26 protein-coding genes are annotated in these 23,807 nt (G+C 53.1%); 19 read left to right on the top strand and 7 right to left on the bottom strand.

What is annotated here, in order from left to right:
• Positions 1–190 precede the first annotated feature (190 nt).
• From BN4_RS11935 to glnD, 3 genes are all read left to right on the top strand, one after another.
• Complete coding sequence (locus tag BN4_RS11935) at positions 191–1,393, top strand: ammonium transporter (protein WP_015415657.1); 1,203 nt, start codon at positions 191–193, stop codon at positions 1,391–1,393.
• Positions 1,394–1,456: 63 nt separating this feature from the next.
• Positions 1,457–1,795 carry a P-II family nitrogen regulator gene (locus tag BN4_RS11930; RefSeq protein WP_015415656.1) on the top strand — a complete coding sequence of 113 codons (339 nt, stop codon included), beginning with the start codon at positions 1,457–1,459 and terminating at the stop codon, positions 1,793–1,795.
• A 74-nt stretch (positions 1,796–1,869) separates the two neighbouring features.
• Positions 1,870–4,617, top strand: a complete 2,748-nt coding sequence (glnD, locus tag BN4_RS11925; protein WP_231856534.1) for a [protein-PII] uridylyltransferase — start codon at positions 1,870–1,872, stop codon at positions 4,615–4,617.
• Positions 4,618–4,674: 57 nt separating this feature from the next.
• Here glnD and BN4_RS17770 read toward each other — a convergent pair whose 3' ends face one another.
• Positions 4,675–4,824 carry a hypothetical protein gene (locus BN4_RS17770; protein ID WP_157871366.1) on the bottom strand — a complete coding sequence of 50 codons (150 nt, stop codon included), beginning with the start codon at positions 4,822–4,824 and terminating at the stop codon, positions 4,675–4,677.
• On the opposite strand from BN4_RS17770, the gene BN4_RS11920 reads away from it, so the two are divergent.
• Together BN4_RS11920 and BN4_RS11915 are read left to right on the top strand one after the other, a co-directional pair.
• Complete coding sequence (locus BN4_RS11920; RefSeq protein ID WP_083863098.1) at positions 4,771–5,313, top strand: DsbA family oxidoreductase; 543 nt, start codon at positions 4,771–4,773, stop codon at positions 5,311–5,313. The two genes, BN4_RS17770 and BN4_RS11920, sit on opposite strands and share 54 nt — an antisense overlap.
• Positions 5,314–5,411: 98 nt before the next feature.
• Positions 5,412–6,416: an asparaginase gene (locus tag BN4_RS11915; RefSeq protein ID WP_015415653.1), complete on the top strand. Its 1,005-nt coding sequence runs from the start codon at positions 5,412–5,414 to the stop codon at positions 6,414–6,416.
• 23 nt (positions 6,417–6,439) lie between these two features.
• On the opposite strand, the gene BN4_RS11910 is transcribed toward BN4_RS11915, so the two are convergent.
• Positions 6,440–6,715, bottom strand: a complete 276-nt coding sequence (locus BN4_RS11910) for a hypothetical protein (protein ID WP_041720331.1) — start codon at positions 6,713–6,715, stop codon at positions 6,440–6,442.
• 331 nt (positions 6,716–7,046) lie between these two features.
• Between BN4_RS11910 and BN4_RS11905 the strand changes: the two genes are divergently transcribed.
• Both BN4_RS11905 and BN4_RS11900 read left to right on the top strand, forming a co-directional pair.
• Entirely contained in the window at positions 7,047–7,877 is an 831-nt protein-coding gene (locus BN4_RS11905) for a phage capsid protein (protein WP_015415651.1), read from the top strand.
• Between the two features lie 53 nt (positions 7,878–7,930).
• Positions 7,931–8,182 (top strand): hypothetical protein, encoded by a 252-nt coding sequence (locus tag BN4_RS11900; RefSeq protein ID WP_015415650.1) that lies wholly within the window; start codon positions 7,931–7,933, stop codon positions 8,180–8,182.
• A gap of 199 nt (positions 8,183–8,381) precedes the next feature.
• Here BN4_RS11900 and BN4_RS11895 read toward each other — a convergent pair whose 3' ends face one another.
• Positions 8,382–9,218 (bottom strand): MBL fold metallo-hydrolase, encoded by an 837-nt coding sequence (locus BN4_RS11895; protein ID WP_015415649.1) that lies wholly within the window; start codon positions 9,216–9,218, stop codon positions 8,382–8,384.
• 60 nt (positions 9,219–9,278) lie between these two features.
• Between BN4_RS11895 and BN4_RS11890 the strand changes: the two genes are divergently transcribed.
• Positions 9,279–9,806 (top strand): thermonuclease family protein, encoded by a 528-nt coding sequence (locus BN4_RS11890; protein WP_015415647.1) that lies wholly within the window; start codon positions 9,279–9,281, stop codon positions 9,804–9,806.
• Between the two features lie 192 nt (positions 9,807–9,998).
• Here the strand turns inward: BN4_RS11890 and BN4_RS11885 are convergent, their stop codons facing one another.
• Positions 9,999–10,586, bottom strand: coding sequence for a hypothetical protein (locus BN4_RS11885; RefSeq protein ID WP_015415646.1), 588 nt, complete (start codon positions 10,584–10,586; stop codon positions 9,999–10,001).
• A gap of 273 nt (positions 10,587–10,859) precedes the next feature.
• Between BN4_RS11885 and BN4_RS11880 the strand changes: the two genes are divergently transcribed.
• From BN4_RS11880 to BN4_RS11855, 6 genes are all read left to right on the top strand, one after another.
• Complete coding sequence (locus BN4_RS11880) at positions 10,860–12,107, top strand: HD-GYP domain-containing protein (RefSeq protein ID WP_015415644.1); 1,248 nt, start codon at positions 10,860–10,862, stop codon at positions 12,105–12,107.
• Between the two features lie 426 nt (positions 12,108–12,533).
• Positions 12,534–14,534, top strand: a complete 2,001-nt coding sequence (locus BN4_RS11875) for a methyl-accepting chemotaxis protein (RefSeq protein ID WP_015415643.1) — start codon at positions 12,534–12,536, stop codon at positions 14,532–14,534.
• Positions 14,535–14,634: 100 nt separating this feature from the next.
• Positions 14,635–15,327: a hypothetical protein gene (locus BN4_RS11870; RefSeq protein ID WP_015415642.1), complete on the top strand. Its 693-nt coding sequence runs from the start codon at positions 14,635–14,637 to the stop codon at positions 15,325–15,327.
• 2 nt (positions 15,328–15,329) lie between these two features.
• Entirely contained in the window at positions 15,330–16,385 is a 1,056-nt protein-coding gene (locus BN4_RS11865) for a hypothetical protein (RefSeq protein WP_015415641.1), read from the top strand.
• A gap of 68 nt (positions 16,386–16,453) precedes the next feature.
• The gene (locus BN4_RS11860) at positions 16,454–17,026 is read left to right on the top strand and encodes a flavin reductase family protein (protein WP_015415640.1); all 573 of its coding nucleotides are present in this window, start codon (positions 16,454–16,456) and stop codon (positions 17,024–17,026) included.
• Positions 17,027–17,247: 221 nt separating this feature from the next.
• Positions 17,248–17,958 carry a hypothetical protein gene (locus BN4_RS11855; RefSeq protein WP_015415639.1) on the top strand — a complete coding sequence of 237 codons (711 nt, stop codon included), beginning with the start codon at positions 17,248–17,250 and terminating at the stop codon, positions 17,956–17,958.
• A 47-nt stretch (positions 17,959–18,005) separates the two neighbouring features.
• Here the strand turns inward: BN4_RS11855 and BN4_RS11850 are convergent, their stop codons facing one another.
• On the bottom strand, positions 18,006–18,260 hold the full coding sequence (locus tag BN4_RS11850; RefSeq protein WP_015415638.1) for a MerR family transcriptional regulator: 255 nt from the start codon (positions 18,258–18,260) through the stop codon (positions 18,006–18,008).
• Positions 18,261–18,262: 2 nt separating this feature from the next.
• Positions 18,263–18,673, bottom strand: a complete 411-nt coding sequence (locus BN4_RS11845) for a DUF5675 family protein (protein ID WP_015415637.1) — start codon at positions 18,671–18,673, stop codon at positions 18,263–18,265.
• Positions 18,674–18,830: 157 nt separating this feature from the next.
• Between BN4_RS11845 and BN4_RS11840 the strand changes: the two genes are divergently transcribed.
• The 4 genes from BN4_RS11840 (at position 18,831) to BN4_RS11825 (ending at position 21,521) form a co-directional block, all read left to right on the top strand.
• Positions 18,831–19,577: a S24/S26 family peptidase gene (locus BN4_RS11840; RefSeq protein WP_015415636.1), complete on the top strand. Its 747-nt coding sequence runs from the start codon at positions 18,831–18,833 to the stop codon at positions 19,575–19,577.
• A gap of 24 nt (positions 19,578–19,601) precedes the next feature.
• A complete protein-coding gene (locus BN4_RS11835; RefSeq protein ID WP_015415635.1) occupies positions 19,602–20,594 on the top strand; it encodes a HEAT repeat domain-containing protein in 993 nt (330 codons plus the stop codon).
• A gap of 9 nt (positions 20,595–20,603) precedes the next feature.
• Complete coding sequence (locus BN4_RS11830) at positions 20,604–21,011, top strand: DUF6941 family protein (RefSeq protein WP_015415634.1); 408 nt, start codon at positions 20,604–20,606, stop codon at positions 21,009–21,011.
• Positions 21,012–21,302: 291 nt separating this feature from the next.
• Positions 21,303–21,521, top strand: a complete 219-nt coding sequence (locus tag BN4_RS11825; protein WP_041720329.1) for a hypothetical protein — start codon at positions 21,303–21,305, stop codon at positions 21,519–21,521.
• Here BN4_RS11825 and BN4_RS11820 read toward each other — a convergent pair.
• The gene (locus tag BN4_RS11820; RefSeq protein ID WP_015415633.1) at positions 21,518–22,321 is read right to left on the bottom strand and encodes a 2-amino-3,7-dideoxy-D-threo-hept-6-ulosonate synthase; all 804 of its coding nucleotides are present in this window, start codon (positions 22,319–22,321) and stop codon (positions 21,518–21,520) included. The genes BN4_RS11825 and BN4_RS11820 overlap by 4 nt on opposite strands.
• Before the next feature lie 224 nt (positions 22,322–22,545).
• Here BN4_RS11820 and BN4_RS11815 point away from each other — a divergent pair, with 224 nt between their 5' ends.
• A complete protein-coding gene (locus tag BN4_RS11815) occupies positions 22,546–23,802 on the top strand; it encodes an EAL and HDOD domain-containing protein (protein WP_015415632.1) in 1,257 nt (418 codons plus the stop codon).
• Positions 23,803–23,807 lie beyond the last annotated feature (5 nt).

Below are 23,807 nucleotides of genomic sequence, written 5' to 3'. Positions count from 1 at the left end.
TTGAATTTGTCTACACTCCCTCCATGCACCTTTCAAATATGTAATGAACGGGGTTAACAATATTGGTAATTTTTTTTATTTTTTTGCACTTTTGTCAAACCACTTTCATGCACTTTTGTACAAAACCCAATAATCCCGTCATCGAAAGTTGGTCCCCCTTTTGCAATGCGTGCCGCCGGAGGTATGAAAAATGAATTTTGTTGATAACGCATTTATTCTCATCTGTGCGGCGCTGGTCATGTTTATGACCCCGGGACTGGCTCTTTTTTATGGCGGCTTGGTCCGCTCCAAGAATGTCCTCGCCACAATCATGCAGTCCTTCATCATGTTGGGACTGGTTTCGATCCTGTGGGCCGTCTGCGGATATTCACTTTCTTTCGGAACCGATATAGGCGGACTCATAGGCGGTTTGGACTTCGCATTCCTGCAAGGCGTGGGAATGGACAACGCCGGGTCTCCCGCCGCAAATCTCCCTCACCTCACCTTCATGATCTTTCAATGCATGTTTGCGGTGATCACCCCGGCGCTTATCTCGGGGGCATTTGCCGAACGCATGAAATTTGCCGGATTCATGGTCTTTTCAGCCCTTTGGCTTCTCCTGGTCTATACTCCAATGTGCCATTGGGTCTGGGGCGGAGGCTGGATGGGGGAAATGGGTGCGCTGGACTTCGCTGGTGGCGCGGTTGTTCATATGAGCTCGGGTGCAGCTGCCCTCTGCTGCTGTATTCTCATAGGCAAACGCAAGGGACACGGCTCCACGCCATTCATTCCGCACAACCTCCCCATGACGATTCTCGGCGCAGGGATCCTCTGGTTTGGCTGGTTCGGTTTCAACGCAGGCTCGGCTCTGGCCGCTGACGGTGCCGCTGCCAATGCCTTTGTCACAACCCACATGGCAACCGCAGCCGCTGCCCTGTCATGGATCGCAGCGGAATGGCTGCATGGCGGGAAAGCCACAACCCTGGGTGCCGCATCCGGTGCCGTAGCCGGATTGGTCGCCATTACCCCGGCCGCTGGTTTCGTCACCCCCATGTGGGCCATCGTCATCGGTCTTGGCGCAGGCGTCATCTGCTACGGCGGGATTATGATCAAAAACAGGTTCGGCTACGACGACGCCCTTGATGTCGTCGGTATTCATGGACTGGGCGGGACATATGGAGCCTTGGCTACAGGAGTCTTCGCCACTGTCGGAGCCAAGGGAGTCATCGCCGGAAATGCCGAACAACTCTGGATACAATTTGTCTCTGTTATCGCGACATGGGCCTTTTGTTTTGTCATGACCTTCATTATCTTCAAGGTCGTGGATGCGACCATCGGCCTCAGGGCCACGGATGAGGAGCAGGACAGGGGCATGGACATCGCCGAACACAGCGAAACAGGCTATCAATGGTAACATGGCCTCTTGCCACGACATGAAACAGGTCATTGAAAACCGGAGATTCCCAAGGAGACACCCATGAAAAAGATTGAAATCATTACCCGGACATTCAAACTCAACGAGATCAAAACCACCCTTTCCGCCATTGGCGTCAAGGGGATGACTGTCAATGAAGTCAAAGGATTCGGCCGCCAAGGTGGTCATAAAGAAGTCTACCGGGGAGCAGAATATCAAGTGGATTTTGTCCCCAAGATCAAAATTGAAGTTGTCGTTGAAGACGAATTTGCCCCCCAGGTCGTGGAAGCCGCGACCAAAGCTGCCCAAACCGGGCAGGTGGGTGACGGCAAAATATTTGTTTCCCCGGTGGATGAAGTCGTCCGTATCCGTACAGGAGAAACCGGCGAAGAAGCTATCTAACACATCACCCGTCCGGACAGGCCCCCCTGTCCGGACGGATCGAAGCCTTGTGACGGTTTGAGAGTCCCAAACTCGTGTTTCGACCAACCCCCTTGACCGTGTTCACGGTTGCCATTCCCTTTTGCAGGGGGCGGCAGGATCGCCGGGGTCCCCAACCATGCCCCGGCGATTCTCTTGCTGATCTCAACACCACTTCACTCTCGCTTTGGGGAACAGCCATGCAACCAGACAGCCACCTGCCAGAATCAGCCAAACGACTCAAAGCAGCCAGGCATTCCCTGTGGGAACGCGCAAGGAATGGAAGTGTTGGCGGTTTTGCCTGGGAATATACCCATATGGTGGATCGCTATTTCGAAGAACGCATTCTCGAAGCCGGTCCTCAGCGCTTCACCTTCACCCTCATCGCTGTGGGCGGATATGGTCGAGGCAGATTATGCCCCGGTTCGGATATCGATGTGCTGCTTCTCTTCAAGCGGCGCATTCCACAGGCCGCCGAAGCCTTTGTCAAAACGCTTCTTTTCCCGCTCTGGGATCTGAATCTGGACCTTGGGTACGGCGTTCGTACTGTTGCCGACTGCACGTCACTGGCAAGGAAGGATTTTCAAGTTCTGGCCTCCTTGCTCGATGCTCGCCCACTGGCTGGAGACGCCGAGGTTTTCCAAGCATTCGGCACTGCTTTTGACAAAAAAGTCCTGAATAGAAAAGGGACTGATTTTGCCAGAAACCTTGCCGAGCACAACCAGACCCGCGCCCATCAGTACGGCGATGCTACCGGGATGTTGGAACCGGAATTGAAAAACGGATTAGGGGGGCTGCGAGACGGCCAACAAGTTCATTGGCTTACCAGATTCATGGCTGTCATGGGAGCCAAGCCGGTTTTTCTCCCTGAAGAACTGGCCCGCATGCGTGAAGACCAGGCCTTTCTCAACCGAGTTCGTACCGCTCTCCATCTGGCTGCCGGACGGAAGAACGACCAACTCTTTTTTGATCTTCAACCTCCAACCGCCCGCCTCATGGGATTTACGGCACAGGATGATTCCCCTGAAGCCAAAGGACGAAGCGTTGAATTTTTCCTCTCCCGACTGCATCAGGCCATGACCCGCATCAAAGCCATGCGGCAGGCCATTTTTCAGGAAGGATTCCCCCTGCCTCTTTCCAACCCGCCCACATTACTTGCCAGCAACCTCGGGGTAGGGCCACAAGGCATCTATTTCAAGAATCACTCCGCAGCCACCCCGGAGAATATTCTGAACGCCTTCCTCGAATCCGCCCGCTCCGGGCTGCCTCTCACATGGGGGGCCAGACGCCTGATCCGACAGACCCCAGGCAGGTTTGCCCAAAAGCTCATCGACCGAAAAACAACACTCTCCACACTAATACAACTTTTCATGGCCCCCCACGCGGGACCGGCCTGTGACGGACTGCTGGAAACCCGCCTGCTTCCTGCCATTTTCCCGGAATTCGGCGATGTGGAACACCTCATCCAGTTCAACGATTATCATGTTCATCCCGTGGGGCGGCACACCCTGGCGACCATAGCCCGACTGGCATCGTTCAACAACGACACCTCGGACTGGACCGGAGCCATGGCCGCGACAATTGAAAGGCCCGAGACACTGATACTCGCCGGGTTTTTCCATGATCTCGGCAAGGGCGAGTCCAGCCATTCACTGGCTGGAGCCTCCATTGCCCGCGAGGTACTGACCCGGTATGAACAACACCCCACAATCATCGACGATGTGGTTTTCCTTGTTGAACACCATCTTCTGCTTCCCAAAACAGCAACTCGACGAGACCTCAGCGATGAGCGAGTGATTTCGGATGTGGCCGGAATCATAGGCACCCGGAACAGACTTAAGATGCTTCACCTTCTGTCCGTTGCCGATTCCATGGCCACCGGCCCACGAGCCTGGAACAGCTGGACCCAATCGCTGCTTTCAGAACTTTATTACAAAGTTCGAAACCTGCTGGAGCATGGACCTCTCTCCCATCCCAGGGAAGCCCGGCGACTCGTCTCTGCAAAAAATGCCATCATCACAGCCGTGGCCGACATGGATGGCGATTTTGTCCGAAATGCGATAGAAGCCATGCCTCCGCGCGCTTTTCTGGCACTGAACACCGAGACCCTGATGAAGCAGATGCAACAGGTTCTCAAACTTCGGGATGCCGTGGCTGAAGACCGTATTCGTAAACCTTCCAAGATCGCTGGCAAAGGAGTCAGCATCATCGAGGCTGCTCTCGGCAAGGCTGACGGGACATACACTCTGACCATTGCCGCCCTGGACAGTCCCGGTCTCTTCGCAACTATCGCCGGAGCACTGGCTCTGCACGGTCTCAATATCCTGGCAGCGGATATTTTTACCTGGAAAGACGGCACTGCCGTGGATGTTTTCACTGTCGGCGAACCACCGGAAAATCTCTTTCCCCATGAAGTGTGGGCACGGGTCAAACGGTCCATAGGGTATGCAAGGGTGGGGAAATTGGACATCGAATCCAGATTGGAAGACCGGCGAAATTCCCCACTGACAATGAAACGCCCCGGTCCCAGACTTCGCCCCATCGTCACCATAGACAATTCGGCAAGCGATTTTTATACCGTTATCGAAGTGGCTGCCACGGACCGGACAGGATTCCTCTTCGATATGGCCCGTACCCTTGCCAACCTGTCCCTTTCGATCCATCTGGCCAAGATAACCACCATCAAGGGACGTGCTGCGGACATCTTCCATATCCGTGATACCGAGGGGGGCAAACTGACCGATTCTGCCCGGCTTCAAGCGGTACACGAAGCATTGCTTCTCGCTGCAGGCCCGACTTCCTGAAGCATCTTCAGGCCGAAAATACTGTTTTTTTGCAATGCCATTTCCTGCTGACTCCTGTTATGATCTTGTCAGATCAAACAGGGAGTGAACATGGCAATCACCATCACCATTTTTTCCGACTTCATCTGACCCTTCTGCTATGTCGGCACGGGAATTGTCGACACACTCAAAAAGGATTTCGATATCAAAGACATCTGGGTCCCCCATGAGATTCATCCTGAGACACCTCCACAGGGACGTGCCATGAATGAGCTTTTCAGCCAGTTCGATGTGGACCACATGCTCGCGGAGTGCCGGAGACGAGTCCTCCCATATGACCTGAAATTCGGTGCTCTCACATGGTTAAGCAACTCTCATTCTTCGCTGGAAGCAGCAGAATATGCGCGAGAGAACGGGCATTATGACGCATTCCATCACGCTGTTTTCAAAGCATATTTTTCTGAGACACACGACATCGGAGACAGACGGGTACTTCAAGGTATCGCGAAGCAGATCGGGCTTGATCCGCAGGAACTGGAAAAGGCGCTGAATACCGGCATCCACTCCAACCGAGTGGCCCAGGGAACCATGGAGGCCCGCAAGCGTGGCATCACAGCGGTGCCAACTTTTTTCATTGAAGACCTGCCTCCGATTATTGGAGCGGCCCCGGAAAATCGATTCAGGAGCGCTCTCCAATCCATTGAAGAAAGGAAATAACAGAGGGAAAGCACTTTCCTCTTGCCCTTTCCGGCCGGGCCTGCCACACAAAATCGATAACACGGTCCAAAGAAACAACATAAAACTTCTGGCTTATCATGGCATATCAAAGCACCCAATCCGAGATCGTCGTCTTTTTCACTGGCGGAACCATTGGAATGTCCCCATCCGAAGGGATTCATGGCGTGGCTCCTGGTGGCAACTTTGAAAAACTGCTCAACCAGTTGGCTCCTCAAGAAGAAGGGATTCGTCTTACCCCGGTCGCATGGTCAGACAAACCGAGCCCGCACATGACGCCCTCGGACATGTTTCGACTGGCCAAAGAAGTGGATTCCGCTCTGGGCCGGGATACGGTGCTTGGCGCGGTCATTCTCCACGGGACCGACGTCCTGGCCGAATCCGCATACATGTGCGACCTGGTCATCAACTCCGACAAACCCGTCATCCTGACCGGCAGCATGCGGTATTACTCCGAATCCGGCTATGATGGTGTCCGCAATCTTATCAACGCCGTCAGAGCGTGCCTGCTCCCCATTCCCACCGGAACCGGAGCCTGTATTTTGATGACCGACCGACTTTTCACGGCACGGGAAGCAGTCAAGGTCAACTCCTTGAATGTCGATGCCTTTGAGTCACGCGAGGCGGGAGTGGTCGGCTATGTAGCCGGAGAATCGGTAATCCTCGCCGGATGTCCGCTGCATCATGCCACCCGGCACCACATCAGTCCCGATTCCATTGAACCGAATGTTGCGCTCATCACGGCATATACGGGCATGGATCGATCACTTATCGACCACGTAAAAGCATCTGAGAACAAAGGGATTGTCATTGAAGGATTTGGTGCCGGGAACGTCCCCCCTGATCTTGTCCCGGCACTGGAGGAGTGCATGCAGGAGAACATTCCGGTCGTCTTGGCGACCCGCTGTATCGAAGGTGGTGTTTGGCCTATCTACGGCTACCCCGGTGGAGGAGCGGATCTGGAAGATCGCGGAGTTATTCTCTGTGGCCGTTTGGGCGGCCCGAAAGCGCGCATCCGCCTCATGTGTGTTCTGGGCATAACCCACGACATGGAGGAAATCAGATCCTTTTTTGAAGTCATATAGTCGCGAGGGTCCTGCCCCCGACACTATTCGGAGGACCTCGTTCCCCAGACTTCCGCATTCTGACCGTCACCAAAGGTTTTCCGGTGCAGCTCCTCTGCCCCCTGGCGCTTCTTCCTGACTGTCGCCTCATCAACTTTTCCATTCGATTTATTGAAATATTCCCTGAGCACCTGACTTTGCATGGCACTGGTGGCGCTGCTCTCATAGCTTTCCCTGACATCGGAATACTCATCTGTCCCGCACAAGCCGGGAGTGGGCAGCAACAAAACTCCAAGACATATGGCAGACATCAGCTTCATGACATTCCTCCTTGTCATGACCATAGCACGCTTCTCCCATGCCGAGAAACCTCCCTTCCCCTACTTTAACAAATCTTGAGGCCGTCTTCCCCACAAACAACGTCAACACCTTTTCCTGTACTTTTTTCACCCGTTCTCATCCTGTTCTCACCCCATGACATCTTGCCACAAAAACAGGGGGTAGGCTCCTCTCATCCGGCCCGGAAATCCACTCGACGGCCCGGCCTTGCGAACTGAAACGGTTTCCTTCGCAAGCTGGATATCCACTCGATGGAGACGTTTTCGGACACCCGCTCAGAAAACCTGAAACGTCAAGAGGAGAAAGACAGCAATGTCGACAACCATCGCCAACTCATTTGTCTCTGAATACACCGAAATGGTGCATCAGTCCTATCAGCAACGAGGCTCCAAGCTTCGCAACACCGTGCGCCTTCAGACCGGTGTGGAAGGCTCCAAGTGCGTCTTCCAGAAGGTCGGCAAGGGAGCGGCAGGAAAAAAAAGCCGCCACGGCAATGTTCCGCTGATGAACCTCAACCACTCCACCGTCTCCTGCACCCTGTCCGATTGGTATGCAGCCGAGTACGTGGACAAGCTCGACGAGCTTAAGGAAAAGCAGGACGAAAAAAAGGTCGCAGCCGAAGCAGGTGCTTGGGCTCTGGGGCGCAAGATCGATGAACTGCTCATCACCAGAATGTCCGGTGCGGCAAACATCGTGGCCGAAGCCGAAACCGGCTTGACCAAAGACAAGATCCTTCAGGCCTTCGGCACACTCAACGCCAACGACGTCGCTGACGACGGGCACCGGTTTGCCGTGGTCGGCCCGCACCAGTGGAATGAACTGCTCAATGTCGAAGAGTTCAAATCCAGTGACTTTGCCGGAGAACAATACCCCTGGCTGAACGGAACCGAGTCCCGTACGTGGCTCGGCATCACCTGGATGTTCCACACCGGTCTGCCCATGGATGCGGGAAGCCGCAGTTGCTTCATCTATCATCGCAACGCCATGGGGCTGGCTGAAGGTCAGGAAATCAAGGCCTTTGTGGACTGGGTGCCGGAAAAAGCCGCCCACCTTGTCGATCACATGCTCTCCGCTGGTTCCTGCCTCATCGACCCGGAGGGAATCATTGAAATCAAATGCGATGATGACGCCATCATCATCTAACCCTGTAACCGGAGGGGACAGAATCCCCTCCGCCCTTATACGAGGAAACAATCATGGCAGGATATATCAGTGAGGATATGCGCTTGATGGGCGGAGTGCCCGGCCAGCAGCTCTTCCTTTACCGCACCGAAGATGCGGTCACCACGATCTCAGCCGAAGACTACTTCAATCAGGCGGTGGAAGATTACAACCTGGACACAGGCGACATCATTATCGCCTGCACCGGCCCTTCCCAGGCTGATGCCATCAATCTGCTGGTCGCCACCAATACAGGCGGCGCAGTCTCAGTCATTAACGGCAATTAATCCAAACAAATAAACGACCTTCCTCAAAGCATGGAAAAGGGAAGTCGCCATTGTGGCGACTTCCCTTAATTCTTTTTGTAAATGCTCGAAGAGGAACTGTCGAATACTATATCCAGTGGAATAACACAGAGAAAAACTACGACAAGGCTCGGACCGGGACACACCTTTTCCCCTCAAAAAAAAGCTTGTCTGTCTCACATCATACCGTCAGGCTCAATCCGGCCCCGACTTCACGCAAAGGGCAGGATCGGGCGAGAGCTATCTTGGCGGCAAGGTCAGTGCAGTGACAGGCGTAGAGTCCGTCCAGTGACAATCCAGCCAGGTACTCAGTGGTTGCGTCCAACCTCCGGCTTGAGGCCTTTTGCAGATGAAAGCCACCCAGCACGGTGTTGACCTTGTCGATGCCTGTGACACGCCGGGCCTGTTCAACCGTATTGCAGATGCCGGAATGAGCGCACCCGGCAATCACGACCAACCCGTCATCCCCAAGATACGCCATGGCGGTATCATCCGGGATATGATCCTCGACAAGCCCATGCGTTCCCAACCGCTGCCCCAGGGTCGTGACATCCTCGAAGTCCATGACCCGCTGGATTTCTCCGAGAGTGACGAGCCGATCTGTCAACCACAGAGGTTCTGCCGAAACATGCAATTCAAACTGCCGAGCCAGTTTTTCCTCGACCAGCAACATGCCTATTTCCGGGACATCTTCGTGCTGACGTGAATCAAAGGCTCGCGGGTGCGCAACCAAGCGGGGCCTGGAATGGGCCATCCCCTGGGATGCAGCTTCGAAATAATGACGAATCAGGCCATCTAAACCCCACGTATGGTCAAAATGACCGTGAGACAGAACCACCCAATCCAGATACAGAAGATCCAACCCCTTGCGGCGGGCATTGGTCAGAAAAACATCAGAATAGCCCGCATCTAACAAGACCTGGACGTTACCGGTGTCAAGGTGGATGGACAAACCCGGCTCAGCCAAAAAATAGCTTCCAACCAACGAATTATTATCAACAAGAAAAGTAATTTCCATATGCCCTCCCGGAAGTCTTTTACACTGGAACTAGAAAAGAAAAAAAACTAGGATACACTGATGAGACTTCACAATAAACTTTTTCTTTTCTTTCTTATTCTTTTCTTTCTCGGCACATCAGCAACAGCCCAGGCCGACGAAACAGTCCCTTTTCTCCACCTCATTGACGGGGATTCCATACTGGTCGAATACGAAGGCCATTCCCAGGCCGTGAGGCTCATCGGAGTCGATGCACCGGAGTGGGGACAGGAATATGGAACACAGGCCAAATCCTTTGCCTTGAAATTCTGCTATGGCAAAAACCTCAGACTGGAATTCGATCGGACTCGACGGGATAGACATGGTCGCCTGTTGGCTTATGTTTATTCAGGAACCAGCATGCTCAACGAGGAACTGGTCCGTGCAGGATTGGCCCTGGCGGAACGGTATGAACCGAACACGCGACATCAGCCCCGGCTGGAACAGGCACAAGACGAAGCAAAGCGAAAACGGATGGGATTCTGGCTGCGGGGCGGCCTTGAACAAACTCCGGCTCAATGGCGGAAAACACACCCGCGAAAGGGAGGCAATTCCCCTCTTAGACAGTAAAAATCAACTGATATTTCTTCCGCAGAGACAATTCTAATAGACGAAAAGAAAAGTGGGCGCATACGGTAGGAAATAAAAAGAATCTGATTCACAGGGAAGAATCCCGTCAAGCGACTTCCCTCATCAGAAAACCAGAAGAGACACCCTTTGAAGCGAGGAGCCGGAAGGCTTGAAGGCCTTCCGGACATGAACTCAACGCGTGCGGCCGATCTTCGCTCCCAACCACCCTGTGGCGGTGACGGACTCGGGAATACCTTCTCGCGCATCAACACCACGGGCCTCACCCAGCTTCTCCTGGTAGATATTCCAGTATGCCTGGGCCAGGGACGTGGAGGCCGAAAGCGGATACGCCAAAGTGGCAGCCAAACGGGCTGAGAGGGCCTCATCAAGAAGCGCATCATACTTCATGGGGTCCAACTCTCGTCGCACATAGGAGATGAACATGGGAGCTTCTTCGTCACAGAGAATCACACCACCCTGGATCTCCCAATCCCCCACCTCAGTGCCATCCTGCCCCACCACACGAACAATGCGAAGAAAGTCCGGGGGGAGAACATACTTGTATTCCCAGCGCCACAGGGGCGCGATTGACGACACGGCCAACTCGGCCTGGGACATGGCGCAGTTCCACGGATGGGCCCGAAGCACCGCATCCCGCACCGCTGGCCAACGATTATTACACAATCCGGCCGCTTTGCTTTCATCCCCTAGGGACATAATGACATCTTCGCCCAGATCAAGAAGGGCGTTGTTGCAGATTTCTATGACACTGGTGGCCATGACACTACCTCACTTCATGCTCTTGCCTTCCGTCAACATGGTATCAACATTGTAGCACCACATTTGGAAGAAAACCGTCAACGGGCAAAACAGGGATGTAACGGGGCAAAAAGAGGGAGGAATAAGGTGTTGACACATGAGGACAACAGGCGCAAAATTCGCCCATTACTCAAGAATATATTAGTTTATGAGAAAGGTTTCGATTTCCCCACGCAGCCGAGTGCGCCGCCCCTTTCATAAACCGAAATAACGGGAAAAAACCAGAACAAGACAATGAAAGACGTGTATCTGCTCGATTTGATCAATGGGATCTCCAACGCGCTGGACTATGTGAGCACCGCTGTCACAGGCCACCATCGCAGAGTCGGCATAGCGTGTGCGACAGTGGCCCCAACCCTTGGGTTGAGCAAAACAGACGCTGCGGACCTGATCATGGCTGCGCTATTACATGACATAGGAGCCTTTTCTCTTAATTTCAGCCTCGATGGTCTAAACTTTGACGCGGACCTGACCGAACACGCCTCCATGGGCTTCAAGCTTCTGGAAGGACACCCGCTTCTCAACCGCTCAGCATATCTTGTCAAATATCACCACACCCCTTGGCGGGAACTTCTGAAAAACCCGGACAAGGTTGACAAAGATATTCTCTTTTTCAGCAATCTGCTCAATCTGATGGACCGGGTGGATGTTCTGTCCAAAATAGGAACCAATATTTTCAGCCCCCATAAACTGCGTGAAATCATTTCCGGCTATTCGGATACCATTTACTCCGAAAGAGCCATCGCAGCTTTCATGGAAGCCTCCTCCAAACAGGAATTCTGGGATCGCATTGAAGACACTGAGACACCTATCAGGGAACTCCTCGGGGAGACATTCGGTGACCAAAGTATCCCTGAAGAACAACTCCTACATTTCTCACGCTTTTTTTCTCATATTATTGATTTTCGTAGCCGGCACACGGCCACACACTCCCTGGGCGTGGCTGAAATGGCCGTAGAGCTTGCCCGGCTGGCAGGTATGGATGCAGCGGATCAGCGGCGTATTCGTCTGGCTGGCAACCTGCACGACATAGGCAAACTGGCAGTTCCCGTTACCTTGCTGGACAAACCCGCTCCCTTGACCCACAAGGAATTCGAGACCGTACAATACCATGCTCACGTTTGCGAACAAGTGCTCCACTCCATTCCCGGCATGGAAGATATTGCGGTTTGGGCCTGCCAGCATCACGAGCGACTCAATGGCAAGGGCTACCCCCATGGCCGTAGGGGCAGTGAACTCTCACTCGGCAGCCGCATCCTGGCTGTAGCCGATGTCTACACCGCCATCACCGAAGATCGCCCTTACCGCGATGGCATGATCCCCCAGGAAGCCAAGGAAGTTCTCACAACCCTGGCGAAATCGGGCGATCTGGATCAAGACATCATTCATCTCCTCTTCGAGAATTATGAAAACCTTGATATTATTCGCTCTCTGGTCCAGGCTCGTGCCCTGGATGACTTCAAACGCTTTCGGAGCCATTGACGCCCTCATTGAAACACGTCCCACCGTCAAACAAATCCTTGCCAGCGTCTATTTCAGTAAACCACTCTGATCAACAGTATGGTTTGAGAAAATCACAATCATGTGCATTACTGAAATGACACCACTGCGTTTCGATGCTCTTTTTCATCTCTGGTATTCAACTCTTCCATAGTATCTCAAAAGATCCCGATTATTCTCTTTAGCTTCTTCACATTCAAACTTCGGAGGCTCTCAATCTGAAGTCAGAATAAGCTTGCATCTTTATCGTATTATACATAGAAATAAGCATCATAGTACTGAAGGTATTTATAATCGCTTGATTCCATAAGATGATTGAAGAAAGCTTCTTATGCCAACGAGCCGACCGTGCCTACGCAACACGACAGGCCGTGGAAACAAGCATCGAGCAGAAAGAGGATGTGGCTTATGAGTTGGAAGGATTGCAGACTTTGCGCCAAATTCGGCATTGGATTCGGAACCATTTTGCTGCTTCTTGTAGCGTTGGGGAGCTGGTCTATCTATGGTATCAACGGTATTGTAAATAACTCGACGGAAGTTATTGCAGGAAATTCCTTGCGGGGAAACTTTACCCAAAAAGTGCTGGACCACCTCAAATGGGCTGAAAAGGTCAACGAACTGTTGACCGATTCAAACCTTCACACCCTTGATGTCGAAACTGACCCCTCTCAGTGCGCCTTCGGCAAGTGGTATTACAGCGAGGCCCGAACCAAGGCCGAACAACTGGTCCCACAAATCAAGCCCCTGCTGGCGAAAATCGAAAAATATCACAATGCCCTTCACGCATCTGCTGCAGACATCGGGAAAGCCTATGCACCTGCCGATGTGGAACTGGGCGTTTTCCTGAGAAACAAAAAATTGGACCATCTCTCATGGATGGGAAGAATCAAGGACGCCCTTATTGATAGGCTCAAGTCAGGAGCGGAAGTCCAGACTGATTCACATCAATGCAGCCTGGGGAAATGGCTCTATTCCAATGAGACCAGACAACGGATGCTCGATGATCCGGAATTTGGCGCTTTGGTAGAAACCATTTATGAGCCTCACAAGGCCCTGCATCAGTCCGCACGGGAGATAAACGCCCTTCTCGCCAAGGGTGATTTTACCGGGGCGCAACACGTTTTTCATCAGGTCACGGCCCCCATGGCCCAAAAAACCCTGGAAGAAATAGACGCCCTCCTCACCCTCAATGATCATCGGCAGGAAGGTTACGACAAGGCCAAGCATATCTACACCACCGTCACCGAACCGGCACTGATCTCCATCCAGAACATTCTCAATCAGTGCATGCAGATCATTTCCGACAATGTCATGACCGACGAGACCATGCTGGCCGAAGCGGATAATACGCTGATCGGCGTTGTGCTCTTCAGTGTCTTCGCGGTCTGCCTCGGACTGTTGCTGGCATGGATTATCAGCCGAGGGATCATTGGTCCCTTGCGTAAGGGCATGGACTTCGCCACAACCGTGGCCACCGGCGACCTCCGCGCCACCATTGATCTCACTCAAAAGGATGAAGTCGGCCAATTGGCAACCTCGCTGACCAATATGGCCGGGCAACTCAATTCCGTGGTCAAGGAAGTCAATGCCTCCACTGACAATGTCGCCTCGGGCAGCGAAGAGTTATCTGCCACGGCGCAAAGTCTGGCTCAGGCGGCAGTAGAACAATCTGCCTCCATAGAGCAGGTTTCCGCAGCTATGGATGAGATGAGCGCCGGGGTGAAAAGTAACGCCGACAACGCCATGGAAACAGAATCCATCGCCAGCCAGGCTGCTCTGGGAGCGCGGGAGAGCGGCGAATCCGTTCAGGAAGCCATGGATGCCCTTCGGAGTATTGCGGAACGAATCACCATCATTCAAGAGATAGCGCGCCAGACTAATCTGCTAGCGCTCAATGCAGCCATTGAAGCGGCACGAGCCGGGGAACATGGCAAGGGATTCGCCGTTGTCGCTGCCGAAGTTCGACAATTGGCCGAAAGAAGCGGCCAGGCCGCAGAAGAAATCGGAACTCTGTCTGATGCTTCCATGGATGTGGCTGACACGGCAGTCCGAAAACTCAGGGAACTGGTGCCGCAAATCGGCAAAACCGCGGAATTGGTTCAGGAAATAGCCTCAAGTTGTCAGGAACAGGACAAGGGAGTGACTGAAATCAGTACCGCCATTGACCATCTGGATCAGGTCATCCAGGGAAACACCTCTGCGGCGGAAGAGATGTCCGCCACCTCCGAAGAACTTGCCAGCCTGGCCCAGCGTTTGGCCCACGCCATGACCTTTTTCAAAGTCAGCGACAACGGTTTCGGACAAGGCGAAAACATCCACCGGACAACGGTTGTCAGTAATCGCAATGCCGCTCCATCTCTTCCCGGAGGAACGAACATCCCTCATGAAGATGAGTATGAGCGCTTCTAAATGTCATACAAAGAGCGGGGATCGGGTCATCACCCGGTCCCCGCTTTACTGTCACTGTTCTACGGGATAGCATGGACACGAACCAACCCCGGAGAGTGGAATGAATCGTTTAATGATCGCGGCCCTGATCATAGTCCTGACAGCTCTGACACCTCTTCCCGCACATGCCATCCCCTTTGAAGAAGCCCTTGCCCAGTCCGCTCCCCAGAACAAATACATCTTCTACCTGCATGGGGCCATAATGGAGGAGCAAGGGAAGAATGCGGTTAGCCAACGCTACGGCATCTATCTCTACGATTCGATCATCAAACATTTCGAGGACAGAGGGTTCACTGTCATTGAAGAGGTGCGTCCCAAGACCAACCCCAACCGATATGCAGCCAGGATAACTTCGCAGATACGGACCCTGATGGCTGCCGGAGTCCCGGCCGGAAACATCACCGTCGTCGGATTTTCCAAGGGAGGCTACATGGCCTTGCTCACGGCTTCGTCACTAGCCAATCCCAGCGCACGATACGTCATTCTGGCCGGATGCGGCAAAGGGCGCAAATCCTATGCGTATGATCAATTCCTCAAAAGAAAACGCGGAGCGCGACTCAGAGGCCGTATCCTTTCTCTCTATACCGGCAGTGACCTTGAAGCCGGATCATGCGTGCAGGCTTTTGCCCAGTCCAAAACCAGAGATCTTGTTTTCAGTGAAAAACGAATCAAGAGTACCAAAGGACACGGCCTGTTCTACCAACCCCGACCGGAATGGATCAGCCCGGTTGCTCGGTTTGCCAAGGGAGAATAAGCATGCTGCCGCTGGATGTGCCGCTTACCCCTGACCCGGAGTACATCTCTTTTCTGACTGAATGCCGAGGCTCACTGGCGTCAGTCCATTTCAGCCTGTATGATCCAACCATAGTCGATGCTCGCCAACGCCTTGAGCATCATGGTCTCAAAGATGTGATCGCCGGATTGAAGGCCCTGGAGGGTACTCCCCGATACGCATTGATGAACACCAGGCTCCACGCTCCTGACACATATTTTTCTCCCCACGCTCTCCGATCCACTGCCGAGGCGCTCTCTCATTTGGCAGGAGAAACCGGGATCACCGGAATCATCTTTGCCGATCCGTATCACCTGCAAGCCCTTTCGGATGCACATCCCGAAGTTGCGGCGAGCCTGGAAGCCATTCCCAGCATCAATTCCATGTTGGACTCGGCAGGGCGGTGCTTTTCCATGCTGTCAATGATCCGAACCACCCATTTCCTTCCCCCAAGCCGGATCATTCTGGACCGCTCCCTCAATCGGGATCTCGAACATCTGGGCCGGATATCCGAACGACTCAAAGGAGCATATCCGGACATCCAGCTTCAACTCATTGCCAATGAAGGATGCCTTCCCTTTTGTCCATATAAACCGGCCCATGATGCACACATCGCCATGATCAACGAGAATCTGTGTCGGGACAGAACCTTTGCCATGAATCACTATTTCGGCTGCATCCGACGGTTTATCACCGACCCGAGCCTGATCCTTGCCTCTCCTTTTATCCGGCCTGAAGATGCTGCCCGTTATGCAGGTATGGTGGAGAGTCTTAAAATATGCGGGAGAAACAAGGGAACCCCGTTCCTGAAGCAAACCATTTCTGCCTATCTCGATGGACGATTTACCGGCAACCTTTTACTTCTCCTGGACGCAGTCGGAGACCTGGCAGATCAGATAGTGGTGGAGAACACCCGTTTCCCTGACGATTTTCTGCATCGTGTGTCTGACTGTCTCAAGGACTGTGATGCCTGCCGACACTGCTCGGCCATCGCAAAAAAGGTGGTGACTCGAGTTACCCCAATGCTTCAAACCCTTTGAGACCGGTTTGCATTTTCAACAGATTCTCGTAATATCCTCAACATCATTCATAAAAGGAGTCACCATTCATGAAAAAATCCCTCGGAGCCAAAACCCTGGCCCAACCGACACCGGTCTGGGCTGTGGGGAGTTATGATGAAAACGACAAACCCAACGCCATGATCGCAGCCTGGGGCGGCATTGCCAGCTCCCAACCTGCCAGTATGACAGTTTCCGTGCGCCCTTCCCGACATACCTATGCCGGAATCATGAAGCACAAGGCATTCACCATTTCCGTCTGCACCAAGGCACTTGCGGCTGAAGCCGACTACCTTGGTATCGCCTCGGGAAAGAATGAAGACAAACTGGCCAAGGCCGGACTGACCGCCGTGGCCAGTGATGTTGTGGAAGCTCCATACATTGATGAATTTCCGCTTGTTATCGAGTGCGAGTTGAGCCATGTCTATGAACTCGGTATCCACACCCTGCTGGTCGGTGAGATCAAGGATGTCAAGTGCGATGAGGATATGCTCGTGGATGGCAAACATCCCGATATAGAAAAAATTCTGCCACTCATCTTCAACCCCGGCACGCGCGATTATCACACTGTGGGCGAGCGCGTCGGCAAGGCGTTCGACATCGGGCGACAATTCACCGAATAACCGGGTCTATTCCTTACAAATAAGGTCGGAGCAAGGAGACCCTGCTCCGATCTTTCTTTTAGCAAACCCAATGACAGGCCGTCCTGCACATCCACAAAAGCTTTTCCCGGTTTTTTGACACTCTGTCTATGGCAAAAGAATTGCCATGATGACCACCACGGCAACAATTCAAATTCACACGTAATTGTCAAAAACGGTATAAGCAGTGCAATGCCCCTGGCATGAAGCACCTCTTTGTCCGAAACACTTTCTTTGCAGTCGCGATCCTGGTTCTGCCTGGTTGCATGATTCTCAATGCCACCCTTGGTGTGGTCGGGCTTGTTTCAACAGGACCGCTTCAATATGCAGGGACAGCCTACACAGTCGGCGAGTATACCTATGAATTCGCCGTGAATGACAAATCCCCCCAAACCGTCTTTCAGGATAAAATGAACTGGTTACTCGGCCCCACGCCAGCATCTCCTCCTGAAAATAAAAAAATACGAAAATCTCCGCCCCTTTCTCCGGAGGCCCCCCTTCATAAGCCTCCGGCCGTTATATCCTCTTCCAACTCCCTTCTCTTCACACCACCATCACTGGCTCTCCCTGTCTCTCTTCGCAACGAACCGACTAATCATACCCAGATCATATCCACCCACAATACCGATTCGAAAATGATGACAAAAGATGAGAGGAGTGTCTTACAAAAAGTCCCTGAATCAGTCATACAAAAGCCTCGTGACACCCCACCATCTCACCGGACTTTTATGAGACGCCCTTTGAACCCGCTTTTCGAAAAGATCAATAAGCTTGAACACTGCCTGGCCTTGGCCGAGCGTGTGGTCCGCCTGGAGCCGGAGCATGGAGTACGGCTCTCTGTGAACGCTCCAAACGAGAAACACCCCCGAAGCGGTGTCAACGGCTCGGGGGTAGTCAGGTATCATCTCGAATGACACACAAAGAATGGACCGGAGAAACCCGGCCCCTTGGTTGGTCAAAATCAGGCGTCCTCTGGAGATCGACGCTTGCCTCCGTCAATCATGCAACCGTCACCGTAAAGGAAATACCCGATATTCCGGTCCCGCTGTTCGCGAATCCAGAGCCTGAGATCATCGGGCAAGGCCCGCCATGTTCCCTTGGCCCCCCGCTTCCATGCCGGCAGCCCATGATCCTTGACCAATTCATGTATATTTTTAGGATTTTCTCCCACGGCGTCGCAGATATCCCGCGCACCCTTCAAACAAAAATTATCCATGATTACTCCTCGTATGCGTTTGTCACCATAAAGGCGAATTCGTTTACATCGCCGCACTGTTCCAGAAAACCGGCAAAGGTTTTCCCGGAATTGAGCACTGCCCTGTCTCCCCTCAATCGACCGAATTCTCTACCGAGCAAAACGCAGCCACGGGTATCCCCAACCACGTTGCCCGGATGTAACAGGATGTGGGAGCGCCCCGGAACATTCATCACCTCGAACGTCCTGCCGAAGCGTGGAGACTCCACCAGTCTGCACATATAGTGACCGGCGGGGATACACGACATATTTGCCATGTTGTCCCTGTCCGGAGGCTCTAAAGTAACGCAGTAGGCACGCCCTTCGAGCCGCAAGACCCCGAAGGTTCCCTCATCCCCCTGCTCCACACGCATCAGTTCCACCTTTTTCAACATAAATCCTCCTCTGACCCTCAGCCTTCCCGTTCACATGGACGCCTATAAATAGTCGATTGACTATTAGAGAGTCAACTAATTTTGACAAAAAACTTTAGACATCCATCAAAAACTATGTATAAACAAGACATCCCGACCACGGAACGGAGGAAGACTCATGGGATTTACTGACGACGTACGGCAGGCGCTTATCAGCCGCATAGGCAGAGGGAAGCGATATCCCAACAACAAAAGGATGGCCGACGAACTCGGCATTGATCCTTCCCAGCTGAACAGATTCCTCAAGCAGGAAAGAGGCCTCAACGCCGACTCTCTGGGACATATTCTCGACAAGGTCGGAGTCTCCATTTCATTTGGCGACGAACCGACCGATGCAGCACGGGAAATATGCTTTCACATGCCTGGCAAGTCTCAGTCAGGAGACAATAGTCCAGACCCACTTCCTGATGACTATCTGGCTGTGCCACTTGCGGCATCTCCTGTGGCGGCAGGTCCGGGCCTCATCCCCGAAGACAAGGTGGAGGGCTGGGTTCTCGTCTGGAGGCATCAGGAATCCATCCGCTTTCGCACCAACCTCGTGGCTGTCGAGATCGGAGCCAATGAACTGTCAATGATCCCCACCCTGCATCCTGGCGATATCGTCCTGGTAGACCGCAATGACCGTGACCCCAGCCCGGCGGGGAAAATCATGCTTGTTTGCGAACCCGGCGAGGACGGGGGAGCCATGGTCAAGCGAGTCAACACCAAGCGACTCGATGAGGATCTCGAACTCATATTCTACTCGGACAACAGTCGGGACTTCCCCCCCACCACCTACCGCCTCGAACGCGACTACGAAGGCGATATCACCCGCGCCATTGGCGGCAATGTGGTCTGGGCGTGGAGCGATATGACCAGAAAATAAGTCCGAATCACATCAAGGCACCCCATGAAAATAGTCAAAAGACAAAATATGGTTTTGGACACAGTCCTGGCTCCGGCCATTCTTTTCCTTTTGGTGTTCGCATGGAGTGCTCATGCCGCTCCTCTTCAGGACATATCGATACCCGATGTCGCAATGCGCCTGGCTGACAAATCCGGTGATATTCGCCTTACAGCCGCAATGGAACTGGACCTCATGGGACAGTGCGCCCTCAAACCCTTGATGCAGTTGGCCGAGCACGGCTCGCCGCTCCAACGCAGGGGGGCGGTTATCGGTCTCTCTCTCCTGCCCTCCCCGGCACTCGGTATGGACACCCTTCTGAAATCACTCAACGATACGGACGTGCACACCAGAAGCCTCGCTGCACACAGCCTTGGAATGCTCGGAAAGACTGCGGCTCCGTTCCTGGTAAAACGCCTTGCCGACCTCCGGCCCCATGTTCGGGATGCCGCTGCGTTCAGCCTCAAATTGATGGGGAGTAACAGCATTCCGGCCCTGATTCGAACCCTGCAGACAGAAGACAGTGCTGTTAGAGCCAAGGCCGCATGGCTACTCGGAAGACTGGGACCCAGCGCACAAAGCGCTGTCCCCGCCCTGATCAGGGCTCTGGAGACTGATGACATTCGAGCCATGCATGTCATAGCAGAAGCCATAGACCTGATCGGAGCTGACCCGGCCATGATAGAATTCGAGCTTGCACTTCTTGGCAGTGAGTCCGGCACTTGCATGGTCGGGCATATAGGAAACAAGGCCAGTCAAATCTTGACACGCCTGCTGGGACGTGGAGGCACGCCACTGGCGCAGATGGCATTCAGGACCCTTGCCGAAATAGGCAAAGATGCCCTGCCAGCCCTCAGAGAGGGGGTCAACCATGGCACCCCGGGCCAACGCATAGCCTCGGCGCTGCTCCTGGTCGAGATTGACCCCGACGCGGTTCTCACGTTACCCGAAGACCTCCGGGAAACCCTCTCAGGGGTTCATCGTCCCATCAACCAATAAGGAGGCGCAATGCCCAGACTTGTTTATGCTCTGATGAGCGCGGACCTGCTCATAGACAAAGATTCCAGCTCCACATCCTTCATTCGTACCGTTGAACACGCCGTGGTCCCGGAACTCCCGGCCGTCCTGCCGCCCGTATACTTTGCCAGTCTCTGGGACATGGAAAAGAATGGGGGACAACCATTCACCGTGTCTCTCAACCTGACCGGCCCGGACGGCCAGGACACCCTGCTCGGCATTCAGGAAATCACTCCGGCGGAAACAGCCCTGCACAAAATGAATTTTCAGCTCCCAGGACTCAAAGTTGAAGCCGAAGGCAAACACCACGTCAGTGTTTCCATCAAAAACGGCGACAACTGGGAAGTTCTGGCCAGACTGCCTCTCTTCGTCTTCAAGGCAGACAACACCCAGGCCTAAAAATATATGACAAAACGCCCCGTGCAGAATTCTGCACGGGGCGTTTTGTCATATCCACGGGCTTATCATCGAAAAAGACCATGCATTGAAGGCTCGAACAATGAAAAAACCTGTAATTTTATTTGATGGAAAAATCAAAGTAAAATAGCATATTACGTACTAAAAAAGTGTGATTTTCATTGGACTTTCCGCTCTCAAATACCTATCTATAAATCAACAAAGCGATATTATAATCGGTCAATCGATTTATAGACGATTCAAACATGCACAAGGAAAAGGAGAGCGGGAACCGTGCCAAAAACCATATTCATCTTTCGTGAGGCTGGAGGGGAGCTTCCCGGTGCTGATGAACTCAGGCAAAAGGGATATCACCTCTCCGAGGCTCTGGCCGTGCCGCGAACTGACATCGAAAAACGCAGCCACGAACAAGACACACAAAGAAAAAGCAAAAAAAACTCTCCTGCCGAAAAAACCGACAGGAGAGGAAACATCTTTATTCGCACTGGCTAGAGAATATCTTCGTACCCTTCCAGCGATTCATCCACTGTCATCCCCATATGAACGATGCGATTCAGCACTTCCACGAGGCGGGTGGGGTCGGCATGTTGGAAAACATTACGCCCCACGGAAAGACCAGCTCCTCCGGCATCAATGGAAACCCTGACCATATCGAGAAAATCGCGGGTGGAATCAAGCTTGGCTCCCCCGGCGATGACCACTGGCACACAGGCGCATTCCACTACCTTGGCAAAGGAATCCGCATCTCCCGGATAATTGACCTTGACGACATCTGCCCCCAGTTCCGCTCCCACACGAGCGCAATGGGCAACCACATCCGGAGCATATTCGTCACTGACCTTCGGCCCACGCGCATAGACCATGGCCAGGAGGGGCATGCCCCATTCGGACGCAGAGGCTGCGACGCTCCCAAGATCACTGAGCATCTGGCCTTCGGTTTCATCTCCCAAATTCACATGGACGCTCACGCCATCAGCACCAAGGCGTATGGCTTCTTCCACCGTAGTCACCAATCTTTTCACATTGGGAAACGGGGAAAGACAGGTGCCGGCGGACAAATGAACGATACATCCGAAATCACGCCCCTGCATACGATGCCCGAGCTTGACCTGGCCCTTATGGACCAAACCGGCGTTTGCGCCCCCGGCAACAAGATTGGTGACGGTATCCCGCATTTTTTCCAACCCTGCGATAGGGCCGACGGTCACACCATGATCCATGGGAACGATAATTGTCCGATGAGTGTTGCGATTGAAAATTCTCTCAAGACGGATGGCTTTGCCGATATGCATTATGCACCTCTTCTTCATGGCTAATGTCAAAATCCGCAAAGCGGATACACCTGTGCTGGAGCTTCCATAATATACTCGGCCCGAAGAAGAAAGGCTCAATTGGGATAGGGACAAAATCAACCGGGGCATGCTTGACGCTTCAAACCTTTCGACTTATTGATGCAAGAAGGGAAAAAAGAGAAAGTCTCGGTGGGATACGTAACTTTGACCACCATGAGGGCAGTATGAGTGAAGACAGAGCATACCAGTCAATTTTCATAGCCAGGCAACCCATTTTTGACGCCCACAACAATACGTGGGGATACATGACATTGTTTCGGGACAGCGACGATGCTGACCGAGCCATCTTCACGGACGACTCCGAAGCAACCATGAACCTTGTTGCCAACCTCCCCTTGTGCGGAGGAATCGCGGGCAACAACGCCAAACTACTGATCCATTTCACGCCGGCCGACATCATACGCGGCACACATCTGGCTGTTCCATGGGACAACACGCTACTTATTCTTGAAGAAAACACCGACCCCACGGAAGAACTGCTCACGGCCCTGAAAGACCTCAAAGCAGATGGCTATGAATTGGCCATCAACAATTTCGAAGGCAAACCAGGATGCGAACGGTTAACGGAATTCGCTTCCACGCTCATTGTGGATATGGCCGACAAGAACGACCCGGATCTTGCCACCATAGCCGAGAAAGGAAAGGCTCTCGGCACACCCCATATCGTCGCAAAACGGGTTGAAAACGCCGAGGATCATGCGCGTGCCAAGAATGCCGGGTTCTCTCTTTTCCACGGTTTTTTCTTTAAACATCCTTCGACAGAATCCGGCCGAAAGATCACTTCTTCCGAAGCAACACGATTTAAACTTTTTGAAATCATTGAAAAAAAAGAACCTGATTTTGACGCTCTTGCTCCAGCTATCGAGGCGGACGTCTCCATCAGCTACCGACTTCTCAACTTTCTCAATTCCGCAAATTTCAGTTTTGCCACCATTGTGACCTCAATCCGGCAGGCCGTGGTTCTGGCTGGCTGGAAACCCATTCGGAACTGGCTCCGTCTGATTATTCTGACAGATCTCACACCATCGGAGAAGAGCAGTGAACTGGCGTACCTTTCAGCCCACCGCGCCAAATTGTTCGAGACAGCGGCTCTGGGCGGCGGCTACGAGGACGAATCAGACAAACTCTTTATGCTCGGCCTGTTCTCCATGCTCGACGCCATGCTGGACAGTAATATGGAGAAACTGGTCAATCATCTCCCTGTAGACGACCAGATCAAGGAAGCCTTGTGCGGCAAGACAAATCGCTATTCTCTCTGGCTTGAGCTTGCCCAGGCCATTGAAAATTCAGACTGGGATGAAGTGGGAGTCAAGGCCAAAGGCCTCAAGCTTCTGCCCGGAACCGTGGCTGTCAGCTACCAGCATGCCTTTACCTGGGCCGACACTTTTTTTTCCGACTTCCCGAAACCACCGATTCAATAGAATAG

The sequence above is a fragment of the Pseudodesulfovibrio piezophilus C1TLV30 genome (genome assembly GCF_000341895.1).
GTDB classification, from domain to species: domain Bacteria; phylum Desulfobacterota; class Desulfovibrionia; order Desulfovibrionales; family Desulfovibrionaceae; genus Pseudodesulfovibrio; species Pseudodesulfovibrio piezophilus.
This window is presented reverse-complemented; position numbering and strand designations above follow the sequence as displayed.